General features: G+C 60.2%; 26 protein-coding genes and 1 pseudogene. 7 read left to right on the top strand and 20 right to left on the bottom strand.

The features are described from left to right. Positions 1-255 precede the first annotated feature (255 nt). The 20 genes and pseudogenes from HEQ17_RS15680 to HEQ17_RS15585 all read right to left on the bottom strand — a co-directional run bounded on the left by HEQ17_RS15680 (position 256) and on the right by HEQ17_RS15585 (position 18759). Entirely contained in the window at positions 256-903 is a 648-nt protein-coding gene (locus tag HEQ17_RS15680; RefSeq protein WP_296293773.1) for an HAD family phosphatase, read from the bottom strand. Positions 904-936: 33 nt separating this feature from the next. After that, positions 937-1326, bottom strand: coding sequence for a YchJ family metal-binding protein (locus HEQ17_RS15675; protein ID WP_296293604.1), 390 nt, complete (start codon positions 1324-1326; stop codon positions 937-939). Then, on the bottom strand, positions 1326-1757 hold the full coding sequence (locus HEQ17_RS15670; RefSeq protein ID WP_296293603.1) for a rhodanese-like domain-containing protein: 432 nt from the start codon (positions 1755-1757) through the stop codon (positions 1326-1328). Before HEQ17_RS15670 ends, HEQ17_RS15675 begins: the two co-directional genes overlap by 1 nt. Positions 1758-1802: 45 nt before the next feature. Beyond that, positions 1803-3266 carry a potassium transporter TrkG gene (locus HEQ17_RS15665; protein WP_296293602.1) on the bottom strand — a complete coding sequence of 488 codons (1464 nt, stop codon included), beginning with the start codon at positions 3264-3266 and terminating at the stop codon, positions 1803-1805. Then, positions 3266-4657: a Trk system potassium transporter TrkA gene (gene trkA, locus HEQ17_RS15660; RefSeq protein WP_296293601.1), complete on the bottom strand. Its 1392-nt coding sequence runs from the start codon at positions 4655-4657 to the stop codon at positions 3266-3268. The genes HEQ17_RS15665 and trkA overlap by 1 nt, the downstream gene beginning before the upstream one ends. Positions 4658-4706: 49 nt before the next feature. Continuing rightward, the gene (locus HEQ17_RS15655) at positions 4707-5834 is read right to left on the bottom strand and encodes an acyl-CoA dehydrogenase family protein (protein WP_296293600.1); all 1128 of its coding nucleotides are present in this window, start codon (positions 5832-5834) and stop codon (positions 4707-4709) included. Positions 5835-5868: 34 nt separating this feature from the next. Beyond that, positions 5869-6627: a DUF1028 domain-containing protein gene (locus HEQ17_RS15650; RefSeq protein ID WP_296293599.1), complete on the bottom strand. Its 759-nt coding sequence runs from the start codon at positions 6625-6627 to the stop codon at positions 5869-5871. Between the two features lie 43 nt (positions 6628-6670). Beyond that, positions 6671-7348, bottom strand: coding sequence for an SDR family oxidoreductase (locus HEQ17_RS15645; RefSeq protein WP_296293598.1), 678 nt, complete (start codon positions 7346-7348; stop codon positions 6671-6673). A 3-nt stretch (positions 7349-7351) separates the two neighbouring features. Next, positions 7352-8536, bottom strand: a complete 1185-nt coding sequence (locus HEQ17_RS15640; protein WP_296293597.1) for an acetyl-CoA C-acyltransferase — start codon at positions 8534-8536, stop codon at positions 7352-7354. 11 nt (positions 8537-8547) lie between these two features. Continuing rightward, positions 8548-9048, bottom strand: a complete 501-nt coding sequence (locus HEQ17_RS15635; RefSeq protein ID WP_296293596.1) for a hypothetical protein — start codon at positions 9046-9048, stop codon at positions 8548-8550. 13 nt (positions 9049-9061) lie between these two features. Continuing rightward, positions 9062-9706: pseudogene (gene can, locus HEQ17_RS15630) on the bottom strand (carbonate dehydratase). A gap of 10 nt (positions 9707-9716) precedes the next feature. Next, complete coding sequence (locus HEQ17_RS15625; RefSeq protein ID WP_296293595.1) at positions 9717-10898, bottom strand: isovaleryl-CoA dehydrogenase; 1182 nt, start codon at positions 10896-10898, stop codon at positions 9717-9719. Between the two features lie 100 nt (positions 10899-10998). Next, positions 10999-11433 (bottom strand): PaaI family thioesterase, encoded by a 435-nt coding sequence (locus HEQ17_RS15620; RefSeq protein WP_296293594.1) that lies wholly within the window; start codon positions 11431-11433, stop codon positions 10999-11001. 89 nt (positions 11434-11522) lie between these two features. After that, positions 11523-11927, bottom strand: a complete 405-nt coding sequence (locus tag HEQ17_RS15615; protein ID WP_296293593.1) for a MerR family DNA-binding transcriptional regulator — start codon at positions 11925-11927, stop codon at positions 11523-11525. Positions 11928-12234: 307 nt separating this feature from the next. Continuing rightward, a complete protein-coding gene (locus HEQ17_RS15610; RefSeq protein ID WP_296293592.1) occupies positions 12235-13185 on the bottom strand; it encodes a SprT family zinc-dependent metalloprotease in 951 nt (316 codons plus the stop codon). A gap of 18 nt (positions 13186-13203) precedes the next feature. After that, positions 13204-13971 (bottom strand): 1-acyl-sn-glycerol-3-phosphate acyltransferase, encoded by a 768-nt coding sequence (locus tag HEQ17_RS15605; RefSeq protein WP_296293591.1) that lies wholly within the window; start codon positions 13969-13971, stop codon positions 13204-13206. Positions 13972-14002: 31 nt separating this feature from the next. Continuing rightward, complete coding sequence (gene gmhB / locus HEQ17_RS15600; protein ID WP_296293590.1) at positions 14003-14578, bottom strand: D-glycero-beta-D-manno-heptose 1,7-bisphosphate 7-phosphatase; 576 nt, start codon at positions 14576-14578, stop codon at positions 14003-14005. 13 nt (positions 14579-14591) lie between these two features. Then, the gene (gene glyS, locus HEQ17_RS15595) at positions 14592-16730 is read right to left on the bottom strand and encodes a glycine--tRNA ligase subunit beta (RefSeq protein ID WP_296293589.1); all 2139 of its coding nucleotides are present in this window, start codon (positions 16728-16730) and stop codon (positions 14592-14594) included. A gap of 10 nt (positions 16731-16740) precedes the next feature. Beyond that, positions 16741-17646 (bottom strand): glycine--tRNA ligase subunit alpha, encoded by a 906-nt coding sequence (gene glyQ, locus HEQ17_RS15590; protein ID WP_296293588.1) that lies wholly within the window; start codon positions 17644-17646, stop codon positions 16741-16743. Positions 17647-17790: 144 nt separating this feature from the next. Beyond that, positions 17791-18759, bottom strand: coding sequence for an AEC family transporter (locus HEQ17_RS15585; RefSeq protein ID WP_296293587.1), 969 nt, complete (start codon positions 18757-18759; stop codon positions 17791-17793). Positions 18760-18878: 119 nt separating this feature from the next. Between HEQ17_RS15585 and HEQ17_RS15580 the strand changes: the two genes are divergently transcribed. The 7 genes from HEQ17_RS15580 (at position 18879) to HEQ17_RS15550 (ending at position 24273) form a co-directional block, all read left to right on the top strand. Next, on the top strand, positions 18879-19133 hold the full coding sequence (locus tag HEQ17_RS15580; RefSeq protein WP_296293586.1) for a type II toxin-antitoxin system prevent-host-death family antitoxin: 255 nt from the start codon (positions 18879-18881) through the stop codon (positions 19131-19133). Next, entirely contained in the window at positions 19130-19564 is a 435-nt protein-coding gene (locus tag HEQ17_RS15575; RefSeq protein ID WP_296293585.1) for a type II toxin-antitoxin system VapC family toxin, read from the top strand. The genes HEQ17_RS15580 and HEQ17_RS15575 overlap by 4 nt, the downstream gene beginning before the upstream one ends. A gap of 34 nt (positions 19565-19598) precedes the next feature. Continuing rightward, positions 19599-21686 carry an ATP-dependent helicase gene (locus HEQ17_RS15570; protein ID WP_296293584.1) on the top strand — a complete coding sequence of 696 codons (2088 nt, stop codon included), beginning with the start codon at positions 19599-19601 and terminating at the stop codon, positions 21684-21686. Then, positions 21683-22117, top strand: coding sequence for a hypothetical protein (locus tag HEQ17_RS15565; protein WP_296293583.1), 435 nt, complete (start codon positions 21683-21685; stop codon positions 22115-22117). Before HEQ17_RS15570 ends, HEQ17_RS15565 begins: the two co-directional genes overlap by 4 nt. Positions 22118-22208: 91 nt before the next feature. Continuing rightward, positions 22209-22907 carry an energy transducer TonB gene (locus HEQ17_RS15560; protein ID WP_296293582.1) on the top strand — a complete coding sequence of 233 codons (699 nt, stop codon included), beginning with the start codon at positions 22209-22211 and terminating at the stop codon, positions 22905-22907. A 77-nt stretch (positions 22908-22984) separates the two neighbouring features. Next, the gene (locus tag HEQ17_RS15555; protein WP_296293581.1) at positions 22985-23845 is read left to right on the top strand and encodes a MotA/TolQ/ExbB proton channel family protein; all 861 of its coding nucleotides are present in this window, start codon (positions 22985-22987) and stop codon (positions 23843-23845) included. After that, positions 23845-24273: a biopolymer transporter ExbD gene (locus tag HEQ17_RS15550; protein ID WP_296293580.1), complete on the top strand. Its 429-nt coding sequence runs from the start codon at positions 23845-23847 to the stop codon at positions 24271-24273. Before HEQ17_RS15555 ends, HEQ17_RS15550 begins: the two co-directional genes overlap by 1 nt. Position 24274 lies beyond the last annotated feature (1 nt).

Raw genomic sequence — 24274 nt, 5'->3', positions numbered from 1 at the left:
TTAAATTTGCCCGATCTTGTCTTTAAATTTGTCCAAGATCTAATGCCTGATCAAGCAACTTACAAGCAAATAAGCGGCACCCGAATGAGCCAGAAATCCGTTGCTTCGATCATGCAAAAGTGGTCATTGACAAAACCACTTCAATTCACCAGCAGAACTAAAGACTTGCTGAGAAAAGCGACTATCTATTTTTAGAGTCAGCGTGCCAACTCAGAAGTAATCATGAAATCCTAACCCCATCAACCCAGCACCTCTTCACCCGAGCCGCAAACCCCGCATGTGCTCAAACACCTGCGCCGCACCGGCCTGGCGCAGGGCATGGGCGTCAGCGCCGGGTGGCGCATAAGCCCACACCGTGGCCCCTGCAGCCACCCCCGCCGTGATGCCCACGGTGGTGTCTTCCACCACCAGGCAGCGCGCCGGATCAATTTGCAAGTGCGCTGCTGCGGCCAAATACACATCAGGGTGCGGTTTGCTGCGCGGCATTTCATGGCCGCTGAAAATGCGGCCTTCAAAAAAGTCCATCAGACCGACTTGCTTGAGCATCATCTCGACCTTGAACCGGTCGGCCCCCGATGCCACCGCGATGCGGCCTTGGCAGTGCTCGTGCAGGTGCGCCACCGCTTCGTGCACGCCCTCAATGGCAGCGATGTCTTGGGTGAGGCGTTCGTTGCGAAGGGCGTAAAACTGCTCCAGCCAAACGTCGGTCAGCGGCACGCCGGTGTGCGCTTCGATGATGCTGCGTTGGCTTTTGACGGTGTGGCCCACAAAGCGCTGCATGCACTCGGCCAGCGTCATGCGCCAACCCTGCTCTTCAAACATGTCACGTAGCACGCCGCAGGTGATGGCTTCGCTGTCCACCAGCACACCGTCGCAATCAAAAAGAATGGCTTCAAAGTTCATGCGGGGGATCATACGGTCAGTCACTGGGGCCGCTCAAAGCTCATCGCCATCCACATAAAACCAGCGACCGTCTTCGCGCACAAAACGGCTGCGTTCGTGCTGTCGCACGGCTTTGCCGCCCAACCTGAAACGTGTAACGAAATCGACCTCGGCCGAATCGGCACCGGTGACGTGGTGCTGCTTGATTTCCAGACCCAGCCACTTGGCCCCGGCTTCGAGCGTCAGCTCAGCGGGGCGCTGACTGCTGTGCCAAGTGGCCAGCAGATAAGGCACATCGCCCCGCACAAAAGCGCTGTAGCGCGAGCGCATCAGGCTTTCGGCATCGGGCGCGTTCTGGTTGGCGTGGTAAGGGCCGCAGCATGCCTCCAGGGTCATCGCTTGGCCTTTGGCCGTGCTGCGGCCGCAGGGACAAGGCGTCACCATCAAGCGCCTTTTCGCGCTGCGCTTTCGGCCTTGTGTTGTTCCATGGTGACGATGGGTGCCGCAGCTTTTTTCCAGGCGGTGAATCCGCCGTCGATGTGGGCGACGTTGCTCATGCCCATGTCTTGCAGGGTTTTGGTGGCCAGGGCGCTGCGCCAGCCTGCGCCACAAAACAAGATGAACTGCTTGCTCTCGTCGGCGAACACGGGCTTGAAGTAGGGCGAAGCCGGGTCTACCCAAAACTCGAGCATGCCGCGTGGGGCCAGCAAAGCGCCCGGCACGGTGCCTTCGCGTTCCAGTTCACGCGGGTCACGGATGTCGACGATCTGCACGTTCGGGTCGCTCATGCGGGCGCGCACCGCGTCCACGCTGTGCGTTGTGACCTGGGCCATGGCTTCGTCCACGAGCGCCTGAAATCCTTTGGTGATGGGCATGTCTGTCTCCTTGTGTGTATTGAACAGCGGCGATTGAGGGTGGGTTTATTTTCGCCAAAAGTGCGAGCTGAACAGCACCAGCACCGACAGCAACTCCAGGCGGCCCAGCAACATGGCAAAGGTCAGCACGCCCAGCTGAAAGGGGTTCAGGCCGCCATAGTTGCCCGAGGGCCCCACTTCGCCCAGCCCCGGGCCGATGTTGTTGACGGTGGCGATCACCGCAGAAAACGCGGTGACGATGTCCATGCCACTGAGCAAAAGCAACATGCTCAGGCCCATGGTGGCCCCGCCATAAATGAGCATGAAGCCCAGCACCGCCGTCATGACCGACATGGGCATGATCCCACCTCCCAGCGTGACCGGGTTGATGACGCGCGGGTGAATGATGCGCACCAGCTCTCGTCGCGCTTGCTTGACCAGCAAGATCATGCGCACCATTTTGATGCCGCCCCCGGTGGAGCCCGCGCACGAGACAAAGCAGCCCAAAAACATCAGCAAGACCGGCGCAAACACGGGCCACAGCGCATAGTCGGTGGCCGCATAGCCGGTGGTGGTGGCCAGAGACACGACATGGAAAGCGCTCACGCGCAGGGCATGGGCCCAGTCGTTGTACACGCCATGGACCATCAACAAACCCGTCAGCAGCACAGTGGCCAAGACCAGCACAGCAAAGTAGGTCCGAATTTCATGGTCGTTGGTCACAGGCTTGAGCGACAAGGTGCGCAGCACCACAAAGTAACGCACAAAGCTGATGCCTGCCAACGTCATGAAGACGATGGCCACGCTTTCTATCAAGGGCGAGTTGAAATGCGCAAAGCTGGCATCGTAGGAAGAGAATCCGCCCAAGCCCATGGTGGTGCACATGTGCATGAAGGCATCGGCCCAGCTCATGCCCGCCCAGCGGTAGGCCAGCAAGCAAGCACCCGAAAACACAAAGTACACGCCCCACAGGCCGCGCGCCGTCTCGGAAATGCGTGGCGTGAATTTGGTGTCTTTCATGGGACCGGGGGTTTCGGCCTTGTACAGCTGCACGCCGCCCAGACCCAGCATGGGCAACACCGCCACCACCAGCAGCATGATGCCCAGGCCGCCGATGAGTTGTAGAAAACAGCGCCAGATGTTCACCGACACAGGCAAGTGCTCCAACCCCGACAAGGCCGTCGCCCCGGTGGCCGTGAGCGCGCTCATGGCTTCAAAGTAGGCCTTGAACCAGGAGATGTCGGGCACCAGAAACATGAGCGGCAATGCCGAGTAAGCAGGCAAGACCAACCAAACCATGTTGACCAACAAAAAGCCGTCTTTGGCCAGCATTTCTCGGCGGTGGCGTTGCGTGATGGCCGCCAGCAGCAAACCGCTCGCTGCCGTCAAGCCAAAACCCGCCAGCCAGATCCACTGCAGGTCGTGGTGGTCTTCAAACCAGGCCCAGATGCCCGGCACCAAAAAAGTGAACGAGAACGCGATCAAGATGCGCGCCATCACGGACAGCACGGGGAAGAAGGTTTTGAGCATCAGCCAAAAAAGGTCGCACCGACCTGAAAGAGTTTTTCCACCGCGCGCACATCGCGCTTGTTGGGGATGAACAAGATGATGTGGTCATCGGCCTCGATCAGGGTGTCGTGGTGCGGCATCAGCACTTCGGATTTTTTACCCTCGCCGCGCACAATGGCCCCCATGCTGACCCCCTTGGGCAGTTTGACTTCTTCGACACGTCGGCCCACCAGTTTGGAGGTTTTGATGTCACCCCGCGCAATGCCCTCCAGGGCTTCTGCCGCGCCCCGGCGCAGGCTGTGCACCGCCGCCACATCGCCCCGCCGCAAATGCGCCAGCAGCTCGCCAATGACGGTTTGCGCGGGCGAAATCGCGATGTCGATGGTGCTGCCTTGCATCATGTCGGCATAAGCGCGGCGGTTGATCAGCGCCATGACGCGACGTGCCCCCATGCGCTTGGCCAGCATGGCCGACATGATGTTGTCCTCATCGTCGCTGGTCAAGGCCAGAAACAGGTCCATCTCACCCACGTTCTCTTCGTGCAGCAGGTCTTCGTCAGCGCCGTCACCGTTGAGAATCAGCATGCTGGACGGCAGTTGGCTGGCCAGGTATTCGCAGCGTTTTTTGTCGCGCTCGATCAGCTTGACGTCATACTGGCCCGCCAGAATGCGCGCCAAACGCAAGCCGACTTTGCCGCCCCCTGCCAGCATCAGTCGCTGCACCGGCTTGTCGGTGGTGTGAATACCTGCCAAAACGAGGCGAATTTTGTCCTTGTCGGCCAGCACAAACACCTCGTCACCGGGCAGGATGCGCGTGTCGGGCGTGGCATCGATCCGGGTGTCTTGGCGGTACAAGGCCACCACGCGCATCTCGGCATGCGGCAATCTCTGACGGAACTCGGCGATGCTGCGGTTGACCAGCAAGCTGTCGGCCGCTGCACGCACCACGATCAGGCTGACGCGGCCCTCGGCAAATTCGAGCACCTGCAAGGCCTCAGGGTACTGGATGAGCTGCTCGATGTAGCGCATCACCGATTCTTCGGGGCAGATCACATGGTTGACCGAAAAACCGGTTTTGCCCAACAATTCATCGCCCTCATTGAACTCGGGTGAACGCAGTCGGGCAATGGTCGTCGGCACGTTGAACACATCGTGGGCGATCTTGCAGACCACCAGGTTCGATTCATCGGCCGCCGCGCAGGCGATGATCATGTCGGCGTCTTTGGCCCCCGCCTCGCGCAACACAGAAGGCTGGATGCCGTTGCCCACCACGCCACGCAAGTCCAAGCGCTCTTCCAGAAGCCTCAGACGAGCCGGGTCCTGGTCGATGACGGTGATGTCATTTTGCTCGGAAACCAGGCTTTCAGCGACGCTTTCGCCCACGCGGCCAGCGCCGAGGATGATGATATTCATAAGTTGAAATCATACGTCAATGACCGGCGTCAGACGGTCATTCAGGCGTTCAAAGTGCGCGCTGGATGATGATTTTCTGCACGTCGCTGGTGCCTTCATAAATTTGGCACACCCGCACATCGCGGTAAATGCGCTCCACCGGGAAGTCGCTCACATAGCCGTAACCCCCCAGGGTCTGGATGGCCGCTGAGCAGACTTTTTCAGCGACTTCGCTGGCAAACAGCTTGGCCATGGCGGCTTCTTTGAGGCACGGGCGGCCCGCATCGCGCAAGCTGGCCGCGTGCCAAATCAGCTGGCGCGCGGCTTCGAGTTGCGTGGCGCAATCGGCCAAACGAAAGCCCACCGCCTGGTGGTTGAAGATGGCGGTGCCAAAGCTTTCGCGCTGCTTGGCGTAGTCAATCGCCACCTCCAAAGCACTGCGGGCCATGCCCAGGCTTTGCGCGGCGATGCCGATGCGTCCGCCCTCCAAAGACGACAGGGCGATCTTGTAGCCCTCGCCTTCTTGGCCAATCAGGTTTTCGGCGGGGATGCGGCAGTTCTCGAAGTTGATCTGCGCGGTGTCGCTGCTGTGTTGGCCCAGCTTGTCTTCCAGGCGCGCCACCACGTAGCCCGGGGTGCGGGTGGGCACGATGAAAGCGCTCAGTCCTTTTTTGCCCGCGCCCTTGTCGGTCACCGCGATCACGATGGCCACATCACCGTTTTGGCCGCTGGTGATGAACTGCTTCACGCCGTTGATGACGTAGCCGTCGCCTTCTTTCACGGCGGTGGTCCGCAGGGCCGAAGCGTCCGAGCCCACATGCGGCTCGGTCAGGCAAAACGCACCCAGCATCTGGCCATGGGCCAAGGGCGTGAGCCACTGCGCTTTTTGCGCGGCGTTGCCGTACATCATCAAAATGGCGTTCACAGGGCAGTTGGTCACGCTGATCACGGTGCTGGTGCCGCCGTCACCGGCTGCGATTTCTTCAAGCACCAGCGCCATCGTCACGTAGTTCAAGCCCGCGCCGCCCAAGGCTTCGGGCACACAAATGCCATACGCGCCCAGCTCGGCCAGGCCTTTGTGCACGTCTTTGGGGAAGTGGTGCTTCTTGTCCCACTCGGCGGCGTGGGGCCACAGCTCGCGCTTGGCAAAATCGCGTACCGCTTCGCGAATCATTTCCTGGTCGGGGGTCAAGAGCATGGGGCATTCGCCTTTCAGATAAATAATGAAAAGGTTATTGGGGTGGGAACAAAGTTTTGTGACTGTTGTAAATCCGCAGTAACTCATTGATTGGATCTGGATGATCGTCTACACGCAAATCTCGATAGCGATCATTTTGACCTGCATATCCTGCATTTTTTTTCACTATCAACAAGGCAGCCGATTGGCGCCCCCTCCTGTCGCCGCCAGCCTTCTCACCTGCGTCTAAAGCTTGAATGAGACGTTCGCCAAAGTCACCTCTTGCTTGCTCGTAGGCGGTGGCCATGGCATTCACAACACCGGGTCCCGCCAAAATATTGCCTTGAATTGCATAATTTTTTCCTGTTTTCCCGCCCGCCCATTCCATTGCTTTAAGTCCAGTGAAAGTTGCAACTCCGCCCTGCGCATCCACCACGCCCAGTTGCCGCAGGTCACGGTTCGAATCCCTGTCCGTTAGTATTTTCACAACCTCGCTGGCACTTTTCCCAGACGCCAATAAATCCAACCCGTCGGCTCCATATGTCACGTTTGCAAATGCTTGAGTGGCTATCGCACCAACCCCACTTTGAGCCCAGGGTACAACAGCACCCACGGCGACAAATTTCGACTGGACTGCAACACCCCATTGTTTATTTTGAGGATCAAAAGCCACTATCGAATAAGTGGCCACAGTCGGCACATGGGGTGATACTTCCAAAGTTTCCTGCGCCACAGCCAAGCGGCTTGCCAATGAAATCAGTCCCATTGAGACCAACACCATCCACAAAACAACATGCTTCTTTTGAGATTTCATTGGGTTAATCCTTTGTTAGTTGATTTACCTGACATGGGCCGATTCACCAGGGCAGGATCTGCCCATCGTGGTTCAAAAATGCGCCACGGTCTTCAGGGCGCGGTTGTGTGCGTATGCGTTCGAGCGTCTGGCGCAGACTGCTGACGCTTTGTTCGGGCGTGAGCGGGGCGGATGGGCCTCCCATGTCGGTCTGCACCCAACCGGGGTGCAAGGCCACGCAAGAAATTTCTGGGAAATCGTGCTGCGCGCATCGGATGTACATGTTCAATGCCGCCTTGCTCATTCGATACAACACCGCCATGCTGGTTTGCGTCAGTGTCAGGCTGCCAAAGTGGCTGCTGATGACGGCAAATACGCCCTTTTTATCCAACAACATGGGCGCGATCTGCGGCAACACCATCATCGGGCCCATGGCGTTGGTGTGCATCAAGAGGTCGAATTTTTCACGGGTCGGCGGCGAAGCGGTGGTCTCTCGATCCCCCACGCCCGCCACATAAATGGCCAAATCGATTTTTTCGCCGTCGAGTTGCCACGCCAGCCCCGAGTTGCTGGCTGGGTTGGCCACGTCCACGCACAGGGTTTGCGCGCCCAAGGCCTTCAGGCGTTCAAGCCCCTCATCGCTTCGGGCTGTCGCGATCACACGCCAGCCGCCTGCGATGTACTGGCTGGCCAGTTCAAAACCGATGCCGCGCGATGCGCCGATGAGGAGGACAGTTTTCATGCATCACACCAATTCCAGCGCCACAGCCGTGCCTTCGCCACCACCGATGCACAGCGTAGCCAGGCCTTTTTTGAGGCCACGGGCTTTGAGCGCGTGGATCAAGGTCACCATGATGCGCGCGCCGGAGGCACCGATGGGGTGACCCAAGGCGCAAGCGCCGCCATTCACATTGACCTTGTCGTGCGGCACGTTCAGCTCTTTCATGAGGGCCATGGGCACCACGGCAAAGGCTTCGTTGACTTCCCACAGGTCGACGTCTTGCACTGTCCAACCCGCTTTGGCCAGGGCTTTTTGGGTGGCGCCCACCGGGGCGGTGGCAAACCACTCGGGCTCTTGCGCGTGGGTGGCGTGGCTGACGATGCGGGCCAGCGGTTTGCAGCCGAGCTTGGCCGCGGAGCTTTCGCGCATCAGCACCATGGCGGCCGCGCCGTCGTTGATGGACGAGCTGCTGGCGGCGGTGATGGTGCCGTCTTTCTTGAAAGCGGGCTTGAGCGATGTGATCTTGTCGAGCTTGACTTTGCCGGGGCCTTCGTCGGTGGACACCACGCGTTCGCCGCTGCGGTCTTTCACCGTGACGGGCGTGATCTCGGCCGCAAAAGCACCCGACTCGGTGGCGGCCTTGGCGCGCTGCACGCTGGTGGTGGCAAAGTGGTCTTGCTCGGCACGTGTGAAGCTGTATTTGGCCGCGCAGTCTTCGCCAAAGGTGCCCATGCTGCGACCGGCTTCGTAGGCGTCTTCCAGTCCGTCGAGCATCATGTGGTCGTAAATTTTGTCGTGGCCCATGCGGTAGCCACCTCGGCCCTTGAGCAGAAGAAAGGGCGCGTTGGTCATGCTCTCCATGCCACCAGCCACCAGCACGTCATGGGTGCCTGCGACCAGCATGTCGTGGGCGAACATGGCCGCGCGCATGCCCGAGCCGCACATTTTGGACAGCGTGACCGCGCCCGCGCTCTTGGGCAAACCGCCCTTGAAGCCTGCTTGACGCGCTGGCGCCTGGCCCTGGCCTGCCATCAGGCAGTTGCCAAACAGCACCTCGGTGACCAGCTCGGGGCTGATGCCGGCGCGCTCAACGGCGGCTTTGATGGCTGCGCCACCCAAGTCGTGGGCGGCCAGTGCAGAAAAGTCACCCTGAAAGCTGCCCATGGGGGTGCGCGCTGCGCTGACGATGACGATGGGGTCGTGTGACATGTGGATTCCTTTCAGGCGTGGATGTCGGCAATGATGAGGTGTTCGCCGGTTTCTTCTTCGGCGATGCGGCGGATGTAGGCCACAAAATCGGGGTCTTCGCCGCGCAGCAAGAGGGGCAGGGATCGGCGGAAGTCGTCCCGGCGGCACCACTCGCGCATGTAGTCGTCCCAGGAGTTCCAGCGCCGCTGTTCGGTGGCGCTCATTTCCTCTCGGAACGCGATCAGGAAAGCGCGCTCAAACAGCGCAATGAGCATGTCGAAAATGATCAACATGCGCTCTTTTTGCTCAGGGCTGGGGTTGGGCAGGGCCTGGTTGGTGCGCAGCTGCAGATCGGCGTGGTCCAGCACCACCTTCAAAAAGTCGTTGTAGGCGTCCGACAGGTGTTGGTAGGCCTCTTCTTCTTCGTTTTCGCGCTCCTTGCGCTGCTCGAGCCAGAACACCCAGACGGCGTAGGGCAGACCGAACACGGTCACCGCATAACTGCCCATCTCCAAGAATTCTGCCAAGCTCATGGGCACTCGGCGCTCAGCCGCCTCTCGGATAGCGCTTGAGCGCATGGCGAAACACACCCAGCACCTCACCGGGATGGGTCATGCTCACCCCCAGGTCTTTGGCCAAGCCATCCTTGAGCCCATAGCACCAGCCGTGCACGCTGAGTTTTTGGCCTCGGGCCCAGGCGTCTTGCACCACATTGGTCAGCGCCACATTGCCCACTTGTTCGATCACATTCATCTCGCACAGGGCATCTTCTTGCTCGGGCACTGTGAGGTGATCCAGGCGGCGGCGGTGGCGCACTTTCACATCGTGCACATGGCGCAACCAATTGTCGGCCAAACCCACACGCAGGTGCCACGCAAAGTGGCCAAGACGCCGCCACAACCGTAGTGGCCCACCACCATGATCTGCTCCACCTTGAGCGCATCGACCGCGTACTGAATGACCGACAACGCGTTCAGGTCGGAATGCACCACCAAATTGGCCACATTGCGGTGCACAAACACCTCACCGGGGTCCAGGCCTGTGATTTGGTTGGCGGGCACCCGACTGTCCGAGCAACCGATCCACAAAAATTTGGGGTTTTGCTGGTTCGCCAAATCGTGTGAAAAACTCAGGGTCTTCGCGCTTCATGCGCGCAGCCCATTCGCGGTTTTTAGCCAGCAGTGTTTGCATGGTGGGTGCCTCAGCAGGTTTCGGCAAACAACTCGCGGCCGATCAGCATGCGGCGAATCTCGCTCGTGCCCGCGCCGATTTCGTACAACTTGGCATCGCGCCACAAACGGCCCAGCGGGTATTCGTTGATGTAGCCGTTGCCACCAAAAATCTGCACGCCTTCGCCCGCCATCCAGGTGGCTTTTTCGGCGGTCCACAAGATGACAGAGGCGCAATCCTTGCGCACTTGGCGCACATGCTCGGCACCCAGCAAGTCAAGGTTTTTGGCCACGGTGTACGCAAAGCTGCGACCGGCTTGCAGCACGGTGTACATGTCAGCCACTTTGCCCTGGATCAGCTGGAATTCGCCAATGCTTTGGCCAAACTGCTTGCGGTCGTGGATGTAGGGGATGACGTTGTCCATGACAGCTTGCATGATGCCCAGCGGACCGCCGGTGAGCACAGCGCGCTCGTAGTCCAGGCCACTCATCAGCACCTTGGCGCCATTGTTCAGTCCACCCAGAATGTTTTCAGCAGGCACTTCGACGTTGTTGAACACCAGTTCGCCCGTGTGGCTGCCGCGCATGCCCAGCTTGTCGAGCTTTTGCGCAATCGAAAAGCCTTTCATGCCCTTCTCGATCAAAAAGGCGGTCACGCCGCGCGCGCCCAGCTCGGGCTCGCTCTTGGCATACACCACCAAAGTGTCGGCGTCAGGCCCGTTGGTGATCCACATCTTGGAGCCGTTGAGCAGGTAGTAACCACCCTTGTCTTCGGCCTTGAGCTTCATGCTCAGCACGTCCGAGCCCGCGCCAGGTTCGGACATGGCCAGTGCACCGACGTGCTCACCGCTGATGAGCTTAGGCAGGTACTTGGCGCGCTGCTCAGGCGTGCCGTTTCGCTTGATCTGGTTGACGCACAGGTTGGAGTGCGCGCCGTAGCTCAGACCCACAGAAGCGCTGGCACGGGAAATTTCTTCCATGGCGATCATGTGGGCCAAGTAGCCCATGTTCGCGCCGCCGTACTCCTCACCCACGGTGATGCCCAACACCCCGAGATCACCCATCTTGCGCCACAGATCCATCGGGAACTGGTCGCTGCGGTCGATCTCGGCAGCGCGGGGGGCGATTTCGGCTTGGGCAAAGTCGCGCACGGCGTCGCGCAGGGCGTCGATGTCTTCACCGAGTTGGAAATTCAGGCCGGGCAGGTTGTTCATGGGGGCTCCTAATGGGGGTTGCGTTGAGCGTTGTTTGTTTGTGCGGGTGTACCGGGTTTTCAAATTGAACGCTGGACGTTCCCCTTGAAAACCGACCGCGCTAGTAAGTCTTGGTCACAGGCACCAGGGTTTGTTGCATCAAGGCGCAGTCAGAGCGTTTTCCGCTGTCATCGACATGCACCAACTCGGCCGTGGTCACAATGATGCGTTTGCCCGCTTTGGTGACGCGGCCAATGGCGCGAATTTCGCCGCCCTGAAAACTGGCGAGAAAGTTGATTTTGTATTCCACCGTGGTGACCTCCATGCCTTCGGGCGCGACCGTCAAGGCGGCATAACCGCCCGCGATGTCTGCCAAAGCCCCCATGGCCCCGCCATGAAAGCCGCCCTGCTGTTGGGTCACTTTGTCGCTGAAGGGCAAAGCCAACTCCACCTGGCCCTCGGTGGCCGACAACAAGCGAACGCCCAAGTGGTTCATCATGCCTTGGCGCGCCAGGCTTTGGGCAACGCGCTCGTGGGCAGAAATGGCAGAAGTCACATCACATCCAAGGTTGAATCACAGACCGTCACTGTAATTGACGTTTACGTCAACGTCAATCCAAAAACCACAGATATCCAGCAACAGCCTCAGGCCGGTTTGCCATTTTTGGTGGCTTTGACCAAGAGGTTGCGGGTTTCTTTTTCATGGGTTTTGACCTCGTCCAAGGTTGCCTCGAGGTCGGACAACTGCGACTCCAGTTGTTGGCGGTGCTCCGCCAAAACCACCAAAAACTTCTTCAACTGGGGCACCGTGTCGCGTGGGCTGTCGTACATGTCGATCAGGTCTTTGGCCTCATTGAGCGACAAGCCCAGTCGCTTGGCACGCAAGGTGAGTTTGAGCCGGGTGCGGTCGCGTGCCGAATAAACACGGTTACGTCCTCCGGGACCGGAGCGCTCGGGCTCCAACAGCCCCATGTCTTCATAAAAACGAATGGCGCGGGTGGTCAGGTCAAATTCCTGAGCCAAATCGCTGATCGTGTACGTGTTCGCCATGGCTTGCATTTCTCGTCTTGCTTGCACCATCAGGACACACGGCTGCACAACCGCGCCCCAGAATGCATTGTCATCTTTGACGTTAACGTCAACGTCAATTTCTCGAATGCTAACCCAAACCAGCCCTTGCATCCCCTCTTCGCACCCGACCACATCAGCACCCGAGCGATGCAAGGCTTTGCCCCTGATTTTCGAACCCAACCTGGGTGTACACCGGACCACCGATGCGATGCGCCAGGTGGTGGACCATTTGGACTTGCTCAGACTTCTAGGCTCGCCTGTCTCGCCGCCGGGTTCAGGCGGGAGTTTAGCGTTTCACAGGCCCTGCACCCTGGTCGTGCGTCAAGCCCATCGGAGATTGACGCAAGGCCTGACGCCGCTGGGCATAGTCGGGCATGACATCGCCCACGGTTTCCCAAAATCGGGGGCTGTGGTTCATCTCGCGCAAGTGCGCCAGCTCGTGTACCACAACGTAATCTATCTGGCTGATGGGCAGGTGGATCAGTCGCCAGTTGAGCCGGATATGGCCGTCAGTGCGGGCACTGCCCCACCGAGTGCTGGCACTGGACAAGCTGAGCTTTTGCCAGCGCACCCCCAGCAATGGCGCAAAGTGCTGCAAGCGTTGCTCGAACAAGACCAGAGCCTGCTTTTTCAGCCAGACTTGCGCCGCATCGCGTACCTGAGACACACTGGCGCCCGGTGGCACCGAAACGGGCAGCAGCCGATCGGTCGGGATATCCTGCCCTTGGATACGGCCCACTCCGCGCTCCATCACACAAAGCTGCACCATACGGCCCAGAAACGGCACTTCGGCACCGTGACGCCATTCGATGGCATGCTGGAACTGCTCTGTTTGCTGCTGCCTGAATTGCTGCAGTTTGGCCACGATCCACGCGCCCTTTTCCTGCACCGCAGCATCGACCTCTCGCAGCGGCACCCAATTGGGCGCGCGCACCACCAGGCCATCTGCCCCGACCAGAAAACCAATGCTTTTGCGGCGCGAACGCTCGAAGCGATAAGACACCGTCATGCCCTGCAAATGCGCATGGCGGTTGGCTGCTGGGTGAGTAAAACCCACAGACCCAGCGGGCACTGCAAGCGAGTCCGGCTGGGCTTCGGGTGCGGGAGGCGTTGCTGGATCGGCGGCCAACAGGGAGGAAGGCGAAGCCACTGGGGGGCTCGCGGGCCTGGCCTGCGGCCCAGGCGACGGATCAGCGGCCGTGAAAAAGTCCAACACAAACTGGATCGGTGCGCGCATGCTTCGCCCTGAAGGGGTTCAGTGGTCTCTGGAGGCAGCGGTAAGTGCGTCAGCCGGATAAGCCTCTGGGTCCAGGCGGTGCATTTCAGATTCGATCCAGGTCTCGACCTCCAGCATCAACTCGTCGGCTCTGCGGCCTTCACTGGGGATGGCCTGCCCAATCGAGATGTCCACCACCCCGGGTTTTTTGACGAAAGCACGGGTGGGCCAGCAACGCGCCGAGGTCACGGCAATCGGAATCACCGGCACACCGGCGGCAATGGCCAAGCGCGCACCACCGCTTTTGTACTCCCCCTTTTGGCCACGCGGAATGCGTGTCCCTTCAGGGAACATGATGACCCACACCCCCTCGGCCATCAACCTGCGGCCTTGCTGCACCACTTTGGCAAAGGCACGCGAGCGCTGCTTGCGGTCGATGTGGATCATGTCCATGCGCGCCATGGCCCAGCCAAAGAACGGCACATGCAGCAGCTCTTTTTTGAACACATAGGCCAAAGGGTGCGGCATGATGACGGGCATCACAAAGGTCTCCCAGGTGGACTGGTGCTTGACCAACAAGACGGCTGGGTCCTTGGTGCCCTGGGGCAAGTTTTCCATGCCCTGGATGCGGTTTTCGATGCCCAAAATCCAGGTGCCACTGTTGACAGCGAGGCGCAGCCAGCCAGCGCAGATCCAGTACAAGCGCGTGCTGCTGACAAAGTAGGAAATCAGGACAACAAAAAGAGCCCAAGGGATGACGGTGATGGCCATCCACAACAAGTGGGCAAAAGAGCGGAAAAAATTCATGGGGCGAGGACTCTTGGGTCAAAGGTACAACTCAGGCAGGAATACCCGACGTGGCCACACCGCCGAGCAAGCAATCGACAAACGCCGCCAGATCGGCATGCACTTGCGTCGTGCTGGGAAACTCGGCGGGCAGCGGCTGACCGGCGAGATCTGCATGCCGCCCGGTCAACACCAGATGCGGGCTGCAAGCGGCGGCATGGGCGGCTTGCATATCATGCAAGCTGTCGCCCACATACGGCACCCCCAACGTTGGCACACCATAGCGTTCGGCAATTTGCTGCAGCAAACCAGGCGCAGGCTTGCGGCAAACACAAGTCTCATCGGGGGCGTGCGGGCAATAAAAAATGGCGTCAATGCGCCCCCCCACTGCCGCCAGCGACTTGAGCATGTGGGCATGCATGGCATTGAGCACGCCCATGTCGAACACCCCCCGGCCAATGCCCGACTGGTTGGTGGCCAATACCACGTGAAAGCCCGCATGGTTCAGGCGGCCAATGGCCTCCAGCGCACCGGGCAAGGGATGCCACTTTTCGGGTGATTTGACGAACTCATCACTGAGCTGGTTGAGGGTGCCATCACAGTCCAGAATGACGAGTTTGTGGGGCATGGCTTGGGCTCGTTCAAGCCGCCAGACGCGACAAGTCGGCCACGCGGTTCATGGCCACATGCAGCGACATGAGCAGGCCCTGTCGGTTCAGGCGCAAGTCCATGGCCTCGGCGTTGACCATCACGTCGTCAAAGAACGCATCGACCGGGGCGCGCAGCGCGGCCAGGGTTTGCAGGCTGGCGGTGTAGTCGCCCGCCTTGAACTGCGCCTCGGATTCGGGCAACAACTTTTGCATGGCGGCGTACAGGCCTTTTTCGGCGTCTTCTTGCAGCAGGGCGGGGTTGACGTGGGCGTCCACCTCGCCGGCTTTCTTGAGGATGTTGCCGATGCGCTTGTTGGCCGCAGCCAAAGCGGGTGCTTCGGGCAGGGCCGCAAAAGCTCGCACCGCCTGAAGACGAGTGGGAATGGATGACCACTGGCCGAGCTTTTGCGCGAAGATGGCGGCATCAACTTCCGCGATTGAAAACCCGGCCTCACGGAAGTAACCGCGAAGTCGTTCGACCAAAAACTCGTCCAATTCGACGCTCTTGTCATGGACCACTGCAGCCGGAAAGACGGTGAGGGCCTGGCGGGTCAGCTCGAAAAAATTGAGCTTCAAGCGGGCTTCTACCAACATCCGCACCACGCCCAAAGCGTGGCGACGCAGCGCAAACGGGTCTTTGTCGCCCGTGGGCACGTTGCCGATGCCGAACATGCCCACCAAAGTTTCGAGCTTGTCGGCCAGCGCCACCACCAGACCCACGTGGTTGCGCGGCAAGTCGTCGCCTGCAAAACGGGGTTTGTAATGGTCTTCGATCGCCTCGGCCACTTCGCTGGAAAGGCCATCGTGACGAGCGTAGTAGCCGCCCATGATGCCTTGCAGCTCAGGGAACTCGCCCACCATGTCGGTCAGCAAATCGGTCTTGGCCAACCGGGCAGCTTGCTCGGCTTGCTTGGCCAGAAGATCGCCACCGACTTGCTGGCCAATCGCCTTGGCAATCGCGCAGACCCGCGCCATGCGCTCGCCTTGGGTGCCCAGCTTGTTGTGGTAGACCACCTTGGACAGGCCTTCAACGCGCGACTCGAGCGTCTTTTTGCGGTCTTGGTCAAAGAAGAACTTGGCATCGGCCAAGCGTGGGCGCACCACGCGCTCGTTGCCGCCGATCACCAAAGATGCGTCGTCGGGCGTGATGTTGCTCACCACCAAAAAACGGTTCGTCAGTTTGCCCGATGTGTCGATCAACGGGAAATATTTCTGGTTGGCCTTCATCGTGAGGATCAGGCACTCTTGCGGCACACCCAAGAACTCGGTCTCGAACTGGCAGGTCAGCACATTGGGGCGCTCGACCAGGGCGGTCACTTCGTCCAGCAGGGCTTCGTCCTCAACCGGTTGGCAACCGCCACCGACTTTGGCCGCAGCAGCTTGCAACTGGCGCACGATCTCGGCGCGGCGCTCGGCGAAGCTGGCGATGACCGAGCCGTCGTTCTTCAAGGTCTCGGCGTATTGGTCGGCGTGTTGCAAGACCACAGGCGAGACCTTGGCCTCAAAGCGGTGGCCTTGCGTGCGGTTACCCGCTGTCAGGCCCAGCGCCTTGACCTGCACCACGGTGCTGCCATGCAGCGCGATCAGGCTGTGCGCGGGGCGCACGAAATTCACACTGCTCCAGCCGGGCAGTTCGCAGTCGGTTTCCAACTGGTACTGCATGACTTTGGGGATCGGCAGCTTGGCGAGCGCTTCGTCCAGCGCTTTTTGAAGGCCTGCTTGCAGCGAAGCGCCTTGGACGATGCTGTCGTAAAACAGGGCTTCTGCTTTGCCGTCCGGTGCGCGCTTGAGCGCGGCCACGGCAGCGGCCGGGTCACTCACAACAGCCCCCAGGGCTTGCAGTTTTTTGAGCAAAGCGGGCGTGGCGTGGCCAGCGGCATCGAGGCCCACAGCCACCGGCATCAGCTTTTGTTGCACGGCCTTGTCAGCACCTTGTGCCAGCACGCCGGTCACATGCGCGGCTAAGCGGCGCGGCGATGCAAAAGCAGTCACCACCGTATCGGCCGCAGCCAGGCCTTGGGCCTTGAGTTGTTCGGCCAGCACGCCCGAAAAAGCAGCACCCAACTTGTTGAGCGCCTTGGGCGGCAACTCTTCCACAAACAATTCCACCAGCAAATTTTGTGTCGTCATGTCGTGCTCCTCACGCGGCTTTCTTGGGCATTTGGGCTACCCATTCACGCGGGGCCATCGGGAAGTCCAGACGTTCGCGGCTCTCGTAATAACTCTGCGCCACGCTGCGGGCCAGATTGCGGATGCGGCCGATGTAGGCGGCGCGCTCGGTCACGCTGATCGCACCGCGCGCGTCCAGCAGGTTGAAGGTGTGGGCGGCCTTGAGCACTTGCTCGTAGGCGGGCAGCGCCAGCTTTTCCACGATCAGGTTTTGCGCCTGTTTTTCGTGCGCACCGAAGGCGGTGAACAAGAAGTCCGCATCGCTGTGCTCAAAGTTGTACGCCGACTGCTCTTGCTCGTTTTGCAAATACACGTCGCCATAACTCAGGATGTCGGTCCACTTCAGGTTGTAGACGTTGTCCACGCCCTGCAGGTACATGGCCAAGCGCTCCAAGCCGTAGGTGATCTCGCCGGTGATCGGCTTGCAGTCAATGCCGCCGACTTGCTGGAAGTAGGTGAATTGCGTGACTTCCATGCCGTTGAGCCAAACTTCCCAGCCCAAGCCCCAGGCGCCGAGCGTCGGGTTTTCCCAATCGTCTTCAACGAAGCGGATGTCGTTTTTCTTGAGGTCAAAGCCCAGCGCTTCCAAGCTGCCCAAATACAACTCCAAGATGTTGCTGGGCGCGGGTTTCAAGACCACTTGGTATTGGTAGTAATGCTGCAGGCGGTTGGGGTTTTCGCCGTAGCGGCCGTCCTTGGGACGGCGGCTGGGCTGCACGTAGGCGGCTTTCCAGGGCTCGGGGCCGATGGCCCGCAAGAACGTGGCGGTGTGGCTGGTGCCCGCGCCGACTTCCATGTCGTAGGGCTGAAGCAAAGCGCAGCCCTGGGCGTCCCAGTACTGCTGCAATTTGAGAATGATCTGCTGGAAGGTCAACATGGCCGAAGCGGAGCCAGCAGCGAGCTGGCCTGAGTTGGATGGGCGCAAGCTTTGCGCGAGCATAAGATTTTACGGGCTTTAAAGCGAGCCAAGCCCCGGCATGGGCCTGACGCCACGTGCCCGGACGGCACAAACACCGACGTCTTAGGCCTTGAAGAAATTGACGGCAGCCGAAAAGGTCACAAATGCCACCACCGTGGTCACCAGGATGATGCGGGCAATGCGGCCATTGTCCGCCCCCAAACGTTCGGCCAGCAAAGACACATTGCTGGCACTGGGCAATGCTGCGACCAGCACCATGACCTGCAAGGCAAAGGGCTCCAGCGGCACGCCCCACTGAATCGCAAACAAGCCCACCAGCAACACCAACACCGGGTGCACCACCAGCTTGATCAAGGCCATCGGCAGGTAGTCGATGGCACGCAAGGGGCCATCGGGGCGCTCATGCGCCAACATGACGGAGCGCGCCAACACCGCGCCAATGGTGAACAAAGCCACCGGAGAAGCGGCATCGGCCAAGAACCCCACGGTTTGGTTGACAGGGCCGATCAGCGCCAGGTTCCAGTATGAAAACGCTGCCCCTGCGCTGATGGCCCAAGGCATTGGGTTACGCAACACCCCCGCCAGAGCCTTGCGAGCAGCCACCGCTGCACCATGCTGGCCCGCCGCATCCATGCGCGACAAGGCCACACACAGCGACGAAGTGATCACCAGATCCACCACGATGGTCACAATCGCAGGGCCAACCGCCTGTGCCCCCAACAAAGCCACCAACAAAGGCACACCCATGAAGCCCGTGTTGGGAAAAGCCGCCACCAAGGCCCCGAAGGACGCATCGTTCCACCGAACGCGCTCATTCAAACTGATGGCAATGCTCAGGGCCACCATCAACAAGGCACACAACAGGTAGGTGAAAAACACCCCTGCGTCCAGCAATTGCGCGATGGGCGTATCTGCGCCGAACCTGAACAACATGCAAGGCAGCGCAAAAAACAGGACAAACCCGTTCAAGCCAGGAATGGCCTCCAAAGGCAAGAACCGCCAACGTGCAGCCAGATAGCCGCACAAAACCAACGCAAAAAAAGGAAAGGTGACGCGGAAGATTTCAAGCATCCCCCGATTGTCGCGGCAAACCATGGGGCCTATCAGGCAAGACAAGTCGCTCAACCGACCAACCAGTCTATTGAACCGGTCTAAAATCACTTTTCCAATCCCTCGAAAAGCCGTTCACCATGACGATCCAAACCATCGGTGCTTATGAAGCCAAGACCCACTTGCCGCAGTTTTTGCGCCAAGTTCAGGCCGGGCAAACATTTGACATCTCGGTGCGGGGTGTGACCGTGGCACGCTTGACGCCCGTCGATACGCCCGACCAACAACGCGCCGAGGCGGTGGCCAAAATGCGAGCGTTCACGCGGCAACAACAGGACAACGGTGCTGGCACAGGGGTGGATTTGGCCGCACTGATTCGCGAAGGTCGGGCATGAGTTTTGTGCTCGACAACTCGGTGGCCATGCTGTGGCTGCTGCCACAAAGCAACCGCGCCGGGCTGACTTTGGCCCAGCAAGTGCTGGACCGCTTGCAAGACACAGGGGCCCAGGTGCCTTCACTTTGGCATTTGGAGGCGGCCAATGTGATGGCCAAAAGCCTGCGTCTGGACAAAATCACCCAAGCCCAAGCCTCGACTTTTGTGGCTTTGCTCGAGGCTCTTGACATCCGTACAGACGGTGAAGCCAGCCTGCGTTCCTTGCACGACACCTTGGACCTGGCCCGGCGCTACAGCCTGAGCGCTTACGACGCGGCCTATCTGGAGTTGGCCCTGCGAAAAAGCCTGCCACTGGCCACACTGGATGCACAACTGGGCGCGGCAGCGCAGCAAGCCGGTGTGCCGGTGTTGTCCTTAACCACTGTCAGCTAGACATTGACGCCTAAATATTCTCGCCAAGTCATCCATGTCAGCCGGACTCAACAACGCCCAACTCGAGGCCGTGAACTTTGTCTCCGGCCCTTGCCTGGTGCTGGCCGGGGCGGGTTCGGGCAAAACGCGGGTGATCACGCACAAGATCGGGCGGTTGATCGAGGCGGGGCTCGAGCCCAAGCGCATCGCCGCCATCACCTTCACCAACAAAGCCGCCGCCGAAATGCGCGAGCGGGCCAAGCAGCTGATTGGCCGCGCCGCCAAGGATGTGCTGATCTGCACCTTCCACGCTCTGGGCGTGCGCATCATGCGCGAAGACGGCGCGGTGCTGGGCCTGAAACCGCAGTTCAGCATCATGGATGCGGACGACGTGACCAGCATCTTGAAGGATTGCGGCGGCACCACCGATGCGGCCACCGCCCGCCAGTGGCAGTGGACCATCAGCCTGTGGAAAAACATGGGCCTGAACGCCGAGCAGGCCGCAGCCCAGGCCCCCGACGACAACGCCCGGGTGATCGCCCGCATCATGGCGCTCTACCAAGAACGGCTGACCGCTTACCAAAGTGTGGACTTTGACGACCTGATCGGCTTGCCCCTGAAGCTGCTGGCCGAGTTTCCCGAGGTGCGCGAGCGCTGGCAGGTCAAGATGGGCCATGTGCTGGTGGACGAATACCAAGACACCAACGCCACCCAATACGAGGTGCTGAAACACCTGGTGGGCGAGCGGGCGCGCTTCACGGCGGTGGGTGACGACGACCAATCGATTTATGGCTGGCGCGGCGCGACGCTGGACAACCTCAAGCGACTGCCGGTGGATTTTCCGAAGCTCAAAGTCATCAAGCTGGAGCAGAACTACCGCTCCACCAGCGCTATTCTGCGAGCCGCCAACCACGTCATCGAGTCCAACCCCAAGCTCTACCCCAAAACCCTGTTTTCAGAGCTGGGCGAGGGCGAGCCGGTGCGGGTGGTCGACGCGGTGAACGAAGAGCACGAGGCCGATCGGGCGATTGCCCGCATCCAGTCGATCCGCAGTGGGCATTCGATCGAATCCAAACACCGCGAATTCAAGGACTTCGCCATCCTGTACCGGGCCAACCACATGGCGCGTCCGTTTGAACAAGCCCTGCGCCGCGCCAACATCCCCTACAAGGTGTCGGGCGGGCAGAGCTTTTTTGACAAGGCCGAGATCAAGGACTTGTGCGCCTGGTTTCGCCTGTGGATCAACAACGACGACGACCCGGCTTTTTTGCGCGCCATCACCAGCCCCAAACGCGGCATCGGCCACCAGACGCTGGGCCAGCTGGGCACCTTCGCCACCCAGTACAAGCTCAGCCTGTTCGAATCGCTTTTTGCGGGCAGCTTGCCCAGCGCGGTCAATGCGCGGGCGGTGGCGGGGCTGCATGAATTTGGCCGGTATATCAATGACTTGGAGCACCGCGCCCGACTGACTTTGGGCAAAACCGATGCCCTCGCGTTCTTGCTGGAGTGGCTGAAAGAAATCGGCTACGAGTCGCACCTGTACGACGGCGAAGACAACGAAAAGGTGGCCAGCGCCCGCTGGTCCAACGTGCTGGAGTTTTGCGACTGGATGGCGGGGCGCTGCGGCGGCGAGATCGAAGACGCGACCGGCGCTCAAACAGGGGCCGAGGCGGCTGAGACCAAAAACCTGCTCGACGTGGCGCAAACCATCTCCCTCATCTCCACCCTGAGCGATCGCGAAAAAGACCAAAACGTGGTCACGCTGTCGACCTTGCACGCCTCCAAGGGTTTGGAGTGGCCACACGTCACGCTGGTGGGGGTGAACGAAGGCTTACTGCCTTTCAAGCTGGGCGACGACACCACCGAAGGGGCCAGCCAAGAGGGCATCTTGCTGCGCCTGCAAGAAGAGCGCCGCCTGATGTATGTGGGCATCACCCGCGCCCAGCGCAGCCTGTCCGTGAGCTGGACCCGCCGCCGCAAAAAAGGCCGAGAAACCGTGGCCGCCCTGCCCAGCCGTTTTATTGCCGAAATGCGGCTGGACGAAAACACCGCCAAAGAAGACCCGCGCGAGAAACTCAAAGCGCTGCGGGCTGAATTTGCACAACGCGCGGCCATTGCCGCCGCCACACAGACTCTGCCATGACGACGCCACCTAACCGATTTGGACCCACCCGGCGCACGGCCACAGCTTTGCTGCTGGCTGGGCTTTTGAGCGGCTGCATCACCTTGCCAGGCCGAAATGCTTGCCCGCAAAGCGAAAAGGCCGAATCACTGCAGGGCTCATGGCTTGCCCAATTGGCAGGCAGCGACGCGGTCTGGACACTGAGACTTGCCCCCCACCCCGAGCACAAGGGCAGCTGGCGCGGTGAACTGATACAAGGCGACAAGCGTTATGCCGTGGTGGCCGACTTGGACGATGGCGAGTTCACCATGGAAGAGACACACGATGGTCAGCGCATTGCCGCCACCTGGCTGGGCAGCCGCCTTGCCGGAGATTGCACCCGCACCCTGCAAGGCCATAGAATTGAGAATGATCAAACCCGGCAGGCGTTCACATTGAGGCCTGCACCTTAGTGCGGCATCGTGGATTGAGGACTGGGCCAACTTCATCCAATGGCTTGGTTTCTCACGCAAAATACAGGCTCTCTTTCGTTCCAGCCAGAACATGTCCAGCAACACCTACCTTCAGCCTCCCTCCCAACGCAAGCTCATGGGCCTGGCGATGGCCGTGCTGTTGCACCTGTTGTTGCTGTGGGCACTGCAAGCAGGCTTGGCACAACAATGGGTGAAGGAAATACCCAATGTGGTGCAAGCGGTTCTGCTGCAAGAAGCCCCGGTGTTGACCCCGCCGCCGGCAACACCGCCCTCCCCTGCGAGCGCACCCAAACCTCCGACTCCAAGCCAAACCGCCCCTGCGCCTCCCCTCCCTCAGCAGCCTGCCTATGTGCCGCCGAGCGATGTGCCCGCCAATGTGAACCCCAGCGTCTCGACGGCAATATCGGCGGTCAGCAGCACACCGCCCGCCAGCCTTGCGAACAGTACCGCACCTGTGCCAGCGCCCGCCAGCGTGCGACAGACAGCCCCCAGCCGCACAGCGGCCACGGTGAGCGCTGCCCATTGCGAAAAGCCCGACTACCCCAGCGTCTCTCGCCGCATGGAAGAAGAAGGCACCGTGAGCCTGCGTTTTCTGGTGGGTGTGGACGGTCGGGTATCGCAGTCCGAGATTGAAAAAAGCTCCGGTTTTCCCCGTCTGGATCAGGCAGCCCGTGCGGCTTTGTCAAAATGCCGCTTTCAGCCCGCCACAGTGGATGGCCAACCCGAACAAGCCTGGGCCAGCTTGAAGTACAGATGGCGTCTGGACTGAGCCGGGCCATCACCGCCCATACCACTTACCACTTACGCTGCCTCCCTGCACACTGATTCCACAGGAGTTTCTTTTTTATGCATTACCCCCTTTTCAAATCTGATCTGTTGCGCGCATCATTGACGGGCCTGGCCCTTTCGCTGGCCATGTTGCTGACGCCAACAGGTCTTGTCGCTGCGCCCAATGTCACGACGCCCGCTGAGGCAGCGGCCACCGTTGCGGTAGGCACCGCCATAAGCACTCCCGGCGCCAGTGCACCCCTTGGCACTCCATCCTCCCTGCCAGACAACCCCTATGGCTTGAGTGCGCTGTGGGCGCAAGGTGACGCCATTGCCAAAATCACCTTGCTGGTTCTGGTGCTCATGAGTGTGAGCAGCTGGTACGTCATCTTCAGCAAATGGGCTGAACAAAGGCGCATGCATGTATTTGCCCAAGCCGCACAGGGACTTTGGAGGGCCACCAGCAGTTTGCGCGAGGCCAGCTTGGGCCTGGAGGCCAGCAGCCCCTTCCGATTCATTGCCGAAAAAAGCCTGGAAGGCGCTGCGAAACACAGCAACATGGTGGTTAGCGTGGACTTCAACACTTGGGTCAGCTTGAGCATTCAGCGCGCCCTGAGCACGGTACAAAGTCGGCTGCAAAACGGTTTGACGGTGTTGGCCACGGTCGGCGCAACTGCTCCCTTTGTCGGTTTGTTCGGCACCGTTTGGGGCATCTACCATGCACTGGTCAAGATCGGCATTTCGGGCCAAGCCAGCATCGACAAAGTAGCTGGCCCGGTGGGCGAGGCACTGATCATGACCGCCATCGGTTTGGCTGTGGCCGTGCCTGCGGTGCTGGGCTACAACTGGCTGGTGCGCCGCAACAAAGCGGTGATGGAAGAGGTCCATGCTTTCGGAGCCGACCTGCACGCCGTGCTGCTGGCCTCGGCGGGCAAGTGATGGGCATGAACCTCGACCCCGCGCTGGGCTCACAGGACGACGATGAGGTGTTAAGCACCATCAACACCACTCCCCTGGTGGATGTGATGCTGGTGCTGTTGATCATTTTCTTAATCACCATCCCGGTGGTGACCACTTCCATCAAGGTGGATCTGCCGCGAGAGTCCAATGTGGTGCGCCAGACCCTGCCCGAAAACGTCATCATCTCGGTGGATCGAACGGGCCGGATTTACCTGTACGACACCCCCATGAAAAACCAAGACGATTTGCTGGCCAGGCTGCACAAGTTTGCCGCCATGCAACCTCAACCCGAAGTGCAAATCCGGGGTGATGCCCAAAGCGAATTCGCTGCCGTGGGTCGCGTCATCAACGCCGTGCAACGCGTTGGCATCACCCAAGTCGGCTTCATCACCGAGCCTGGCCCTTAAG

The sequence above is a fragment of the Limnohabitans sp. genome (assembly GCF_023910625.1).
Classification (GTDB): Bacteria; Pseudomonadota; Gammaproteobacteria; order Burkholderiales; family Burkholderiaceae_C; genus Limnohabitans_A.
This window is presented reverse-complemented; position numbering and strand designations above follow the sequence as displayed.

What these genes read in the sequence shown, in the direction of transcription:
- HEQ17_RS15680 (WP_296293773.1), bottom strand. Translation starts at nt 903, where the DNA reads ATGAACTTTGAAGCCATTCTTTTTGATTGCGACGGTGTGCTGGTGGAC.
- HEQ17_RS15675 (WP_296293604.1), bottom strand. Translation starts at nt 1,326, where the DNA reads ATGGTGACGCCTTGTCCCTGCGGCCGCAGCACGGCCAAAGGCCAAGCG.
- HEQ17_RS15670 (WP_296293603.1), bottom strand. Translation starts at nt 1,757, where the DNA reads ATGCCCATCACCAAAGGATTTCAGGCGCTCGTGGACGAAGCCATGGCC.
- HEQ17_RS15665 (WP_296293602.1), bottom strand. Translation starts at nt 3,266, where the DNA reads ATGCTCAAAACCTTCTTCCCCGTGCTGTCCGTGATGGCGCGCATCTTG.
- trkA (WP_296293601.1), bottom strand. Translation starts at nt 4,657, where the DNA reads ATGAATATCATCATCCTCGGCGCTGGCCGCGTGGGCGAAAGCGTCGCT.
- HEQ17_RS15655 (WP_296293600.1), bottom strand. Translation starts at nt 5,834, where the DNA reads ATGCTCTTGACCCCCGACCAGGAAATGATTCGCGAAGCGGTACGCGAT.
- HEQ17_RS15650 (WP_296293599.1), bottom strand. Translation starts at nt 6,627, where the DNA reads ATGAAATCTCAAAAGAAGCATGTTGTTTTGTGGATGGTGTTGGTCTCA.
- HEQ17_RS15645 (WP_296293598.1), bottom strand. Translation starts at nt 7,348, where the DNA reads ATGAAAACTGTCCTCCTCATCGGCGCATCGCGCGGCATCGGTTTTGAA.
- HEQ17_RS15640 (WP_296293597.1), bottom strand. Translation starts at nt 8,536, where the DNA reads ATGTCACACGACCCCATCGTCATCGTCAGCGCAGCGCGCACCCCCATG.
- HEQ17_RS15635 (WP_296293596.1), bottom strand. Translation starts at nt 9,048, where the DNA reads ATGAGCTTGGCAGAATTCTTGGAGATGGGCAGTTATGCGGTGACCGTG.
- HEQ17_RS15625 (WP_296293595.1), bottom strand. Translation starts at nt 10,898, where the DNA reads ATGAACAACCTGCCCGGCCTGAATTTCCAACTCGGTGAAGACATCGAC.
- HEQ17_RS15615 (WP_296293593.1), bottom strand. Translation starts at nt 11,927, where the DNA reads ATGGCGAACACGTACACGATCAGCGATTTGGCTCAGGAATTTGACCTG.
- HEQ17_RS15610 (WP_296293592.1), bottom strand. Translation starts at nt 13,185, where the DNA reads ATGCGCGCACCGATCCAGTTTGTGTTGGACTTTTTCACGGCCGCTGAT.
- HEQ17_RS15605 (WP_296293591.1), bottom strand. Translation starts at nt 13,971, where the DNA reads ATGAATTTTTTCCGCTCTTTTGCCCACTTGTTGTGGATGGCCATCACC.
- gmhB (WP_296293590.1), bottom strand. Translation starts at nt 14,578, where the DNA reads ATGCCCCACAAACTCGTCATTCTGGACTGTGATGGCACCCTCAACCAG.
- glyS (WP_296293589.1), bottom strand. Translation starts at nt 16,730, where the DNA reads ATGACGACACAAAATTTGCTGGTGGAATTGTTTGTGGAAGAGTTGCCG.
- glyQ (WP_296293588.1), bottom strand. Translation starts at nt 17,646, where the DNA reads ATGTTGACCTTCCAGCAGATCATTCTCAAATTGCAGCAGTACTGGGAC.
- HEQ17_RS15585 (WP_296293587.1), bottom strand. Translation starts at nt 18,759, where the DNA reads ATGCTTGAAATCTTCCGCGTCACCTTTCCTTTTTTTGCGTTGGTTTTG.
- HEQ17_RS15580 (WP_296293586.1), top strand. Translation starts at nt 18,879, where the DNA reads ATGACGATCCAAACCATCGGTGCTTATGAAGCCAAGACCCACTTGCCG.
- HEQ17_RS15575 (WP_296293585.1), top strand. Translation starts at nt 19,130, where the DNA reads ATGAGTTTTGTGCTCGACAACTCGGTGGCCATGCTGTGGCTGCTGCCA.
- HEQ17_RS15570 (WP_296293584.1), top strand. Translation starts at nt 19,599, where the DNA reads ATGTCAGCCGGACTCAACAACGCCCAACTCGAGGCCGTGAACTTTGTC.
- HEQ17_RS15565 (WP_296293583.1), top strand. Translation starts at nt 21,683, where the DNA reads ATGACGACGCCACCTAACCGATTTGGACCCACCCGGCGCACGGCCACA.
- HEQ17_RS15560 (WP_296293582.1), top strand. Translation starts at nt 22,209, where the DNA reads ATGTCCAGCAACACCTACCTTCAGCCTCCCTCCCAACGCAAGCTCATG.
- HEQ17_RS15555 (WP_296293581.1), top strand. Translation starts at nt 22,985, where the DNA reads ATGCATTACCCCCTTTTCAAATCTGATCTGTTGCGCGCATCATTGACG.
- HEQ17_RS15550 (WP_296293580.1), top strand. Translation starts at nt 23,845, where the DNA reads ATGGGCATGAACCTCGACCCCGCGCTGGGCTCACAGGACGACGATGAG.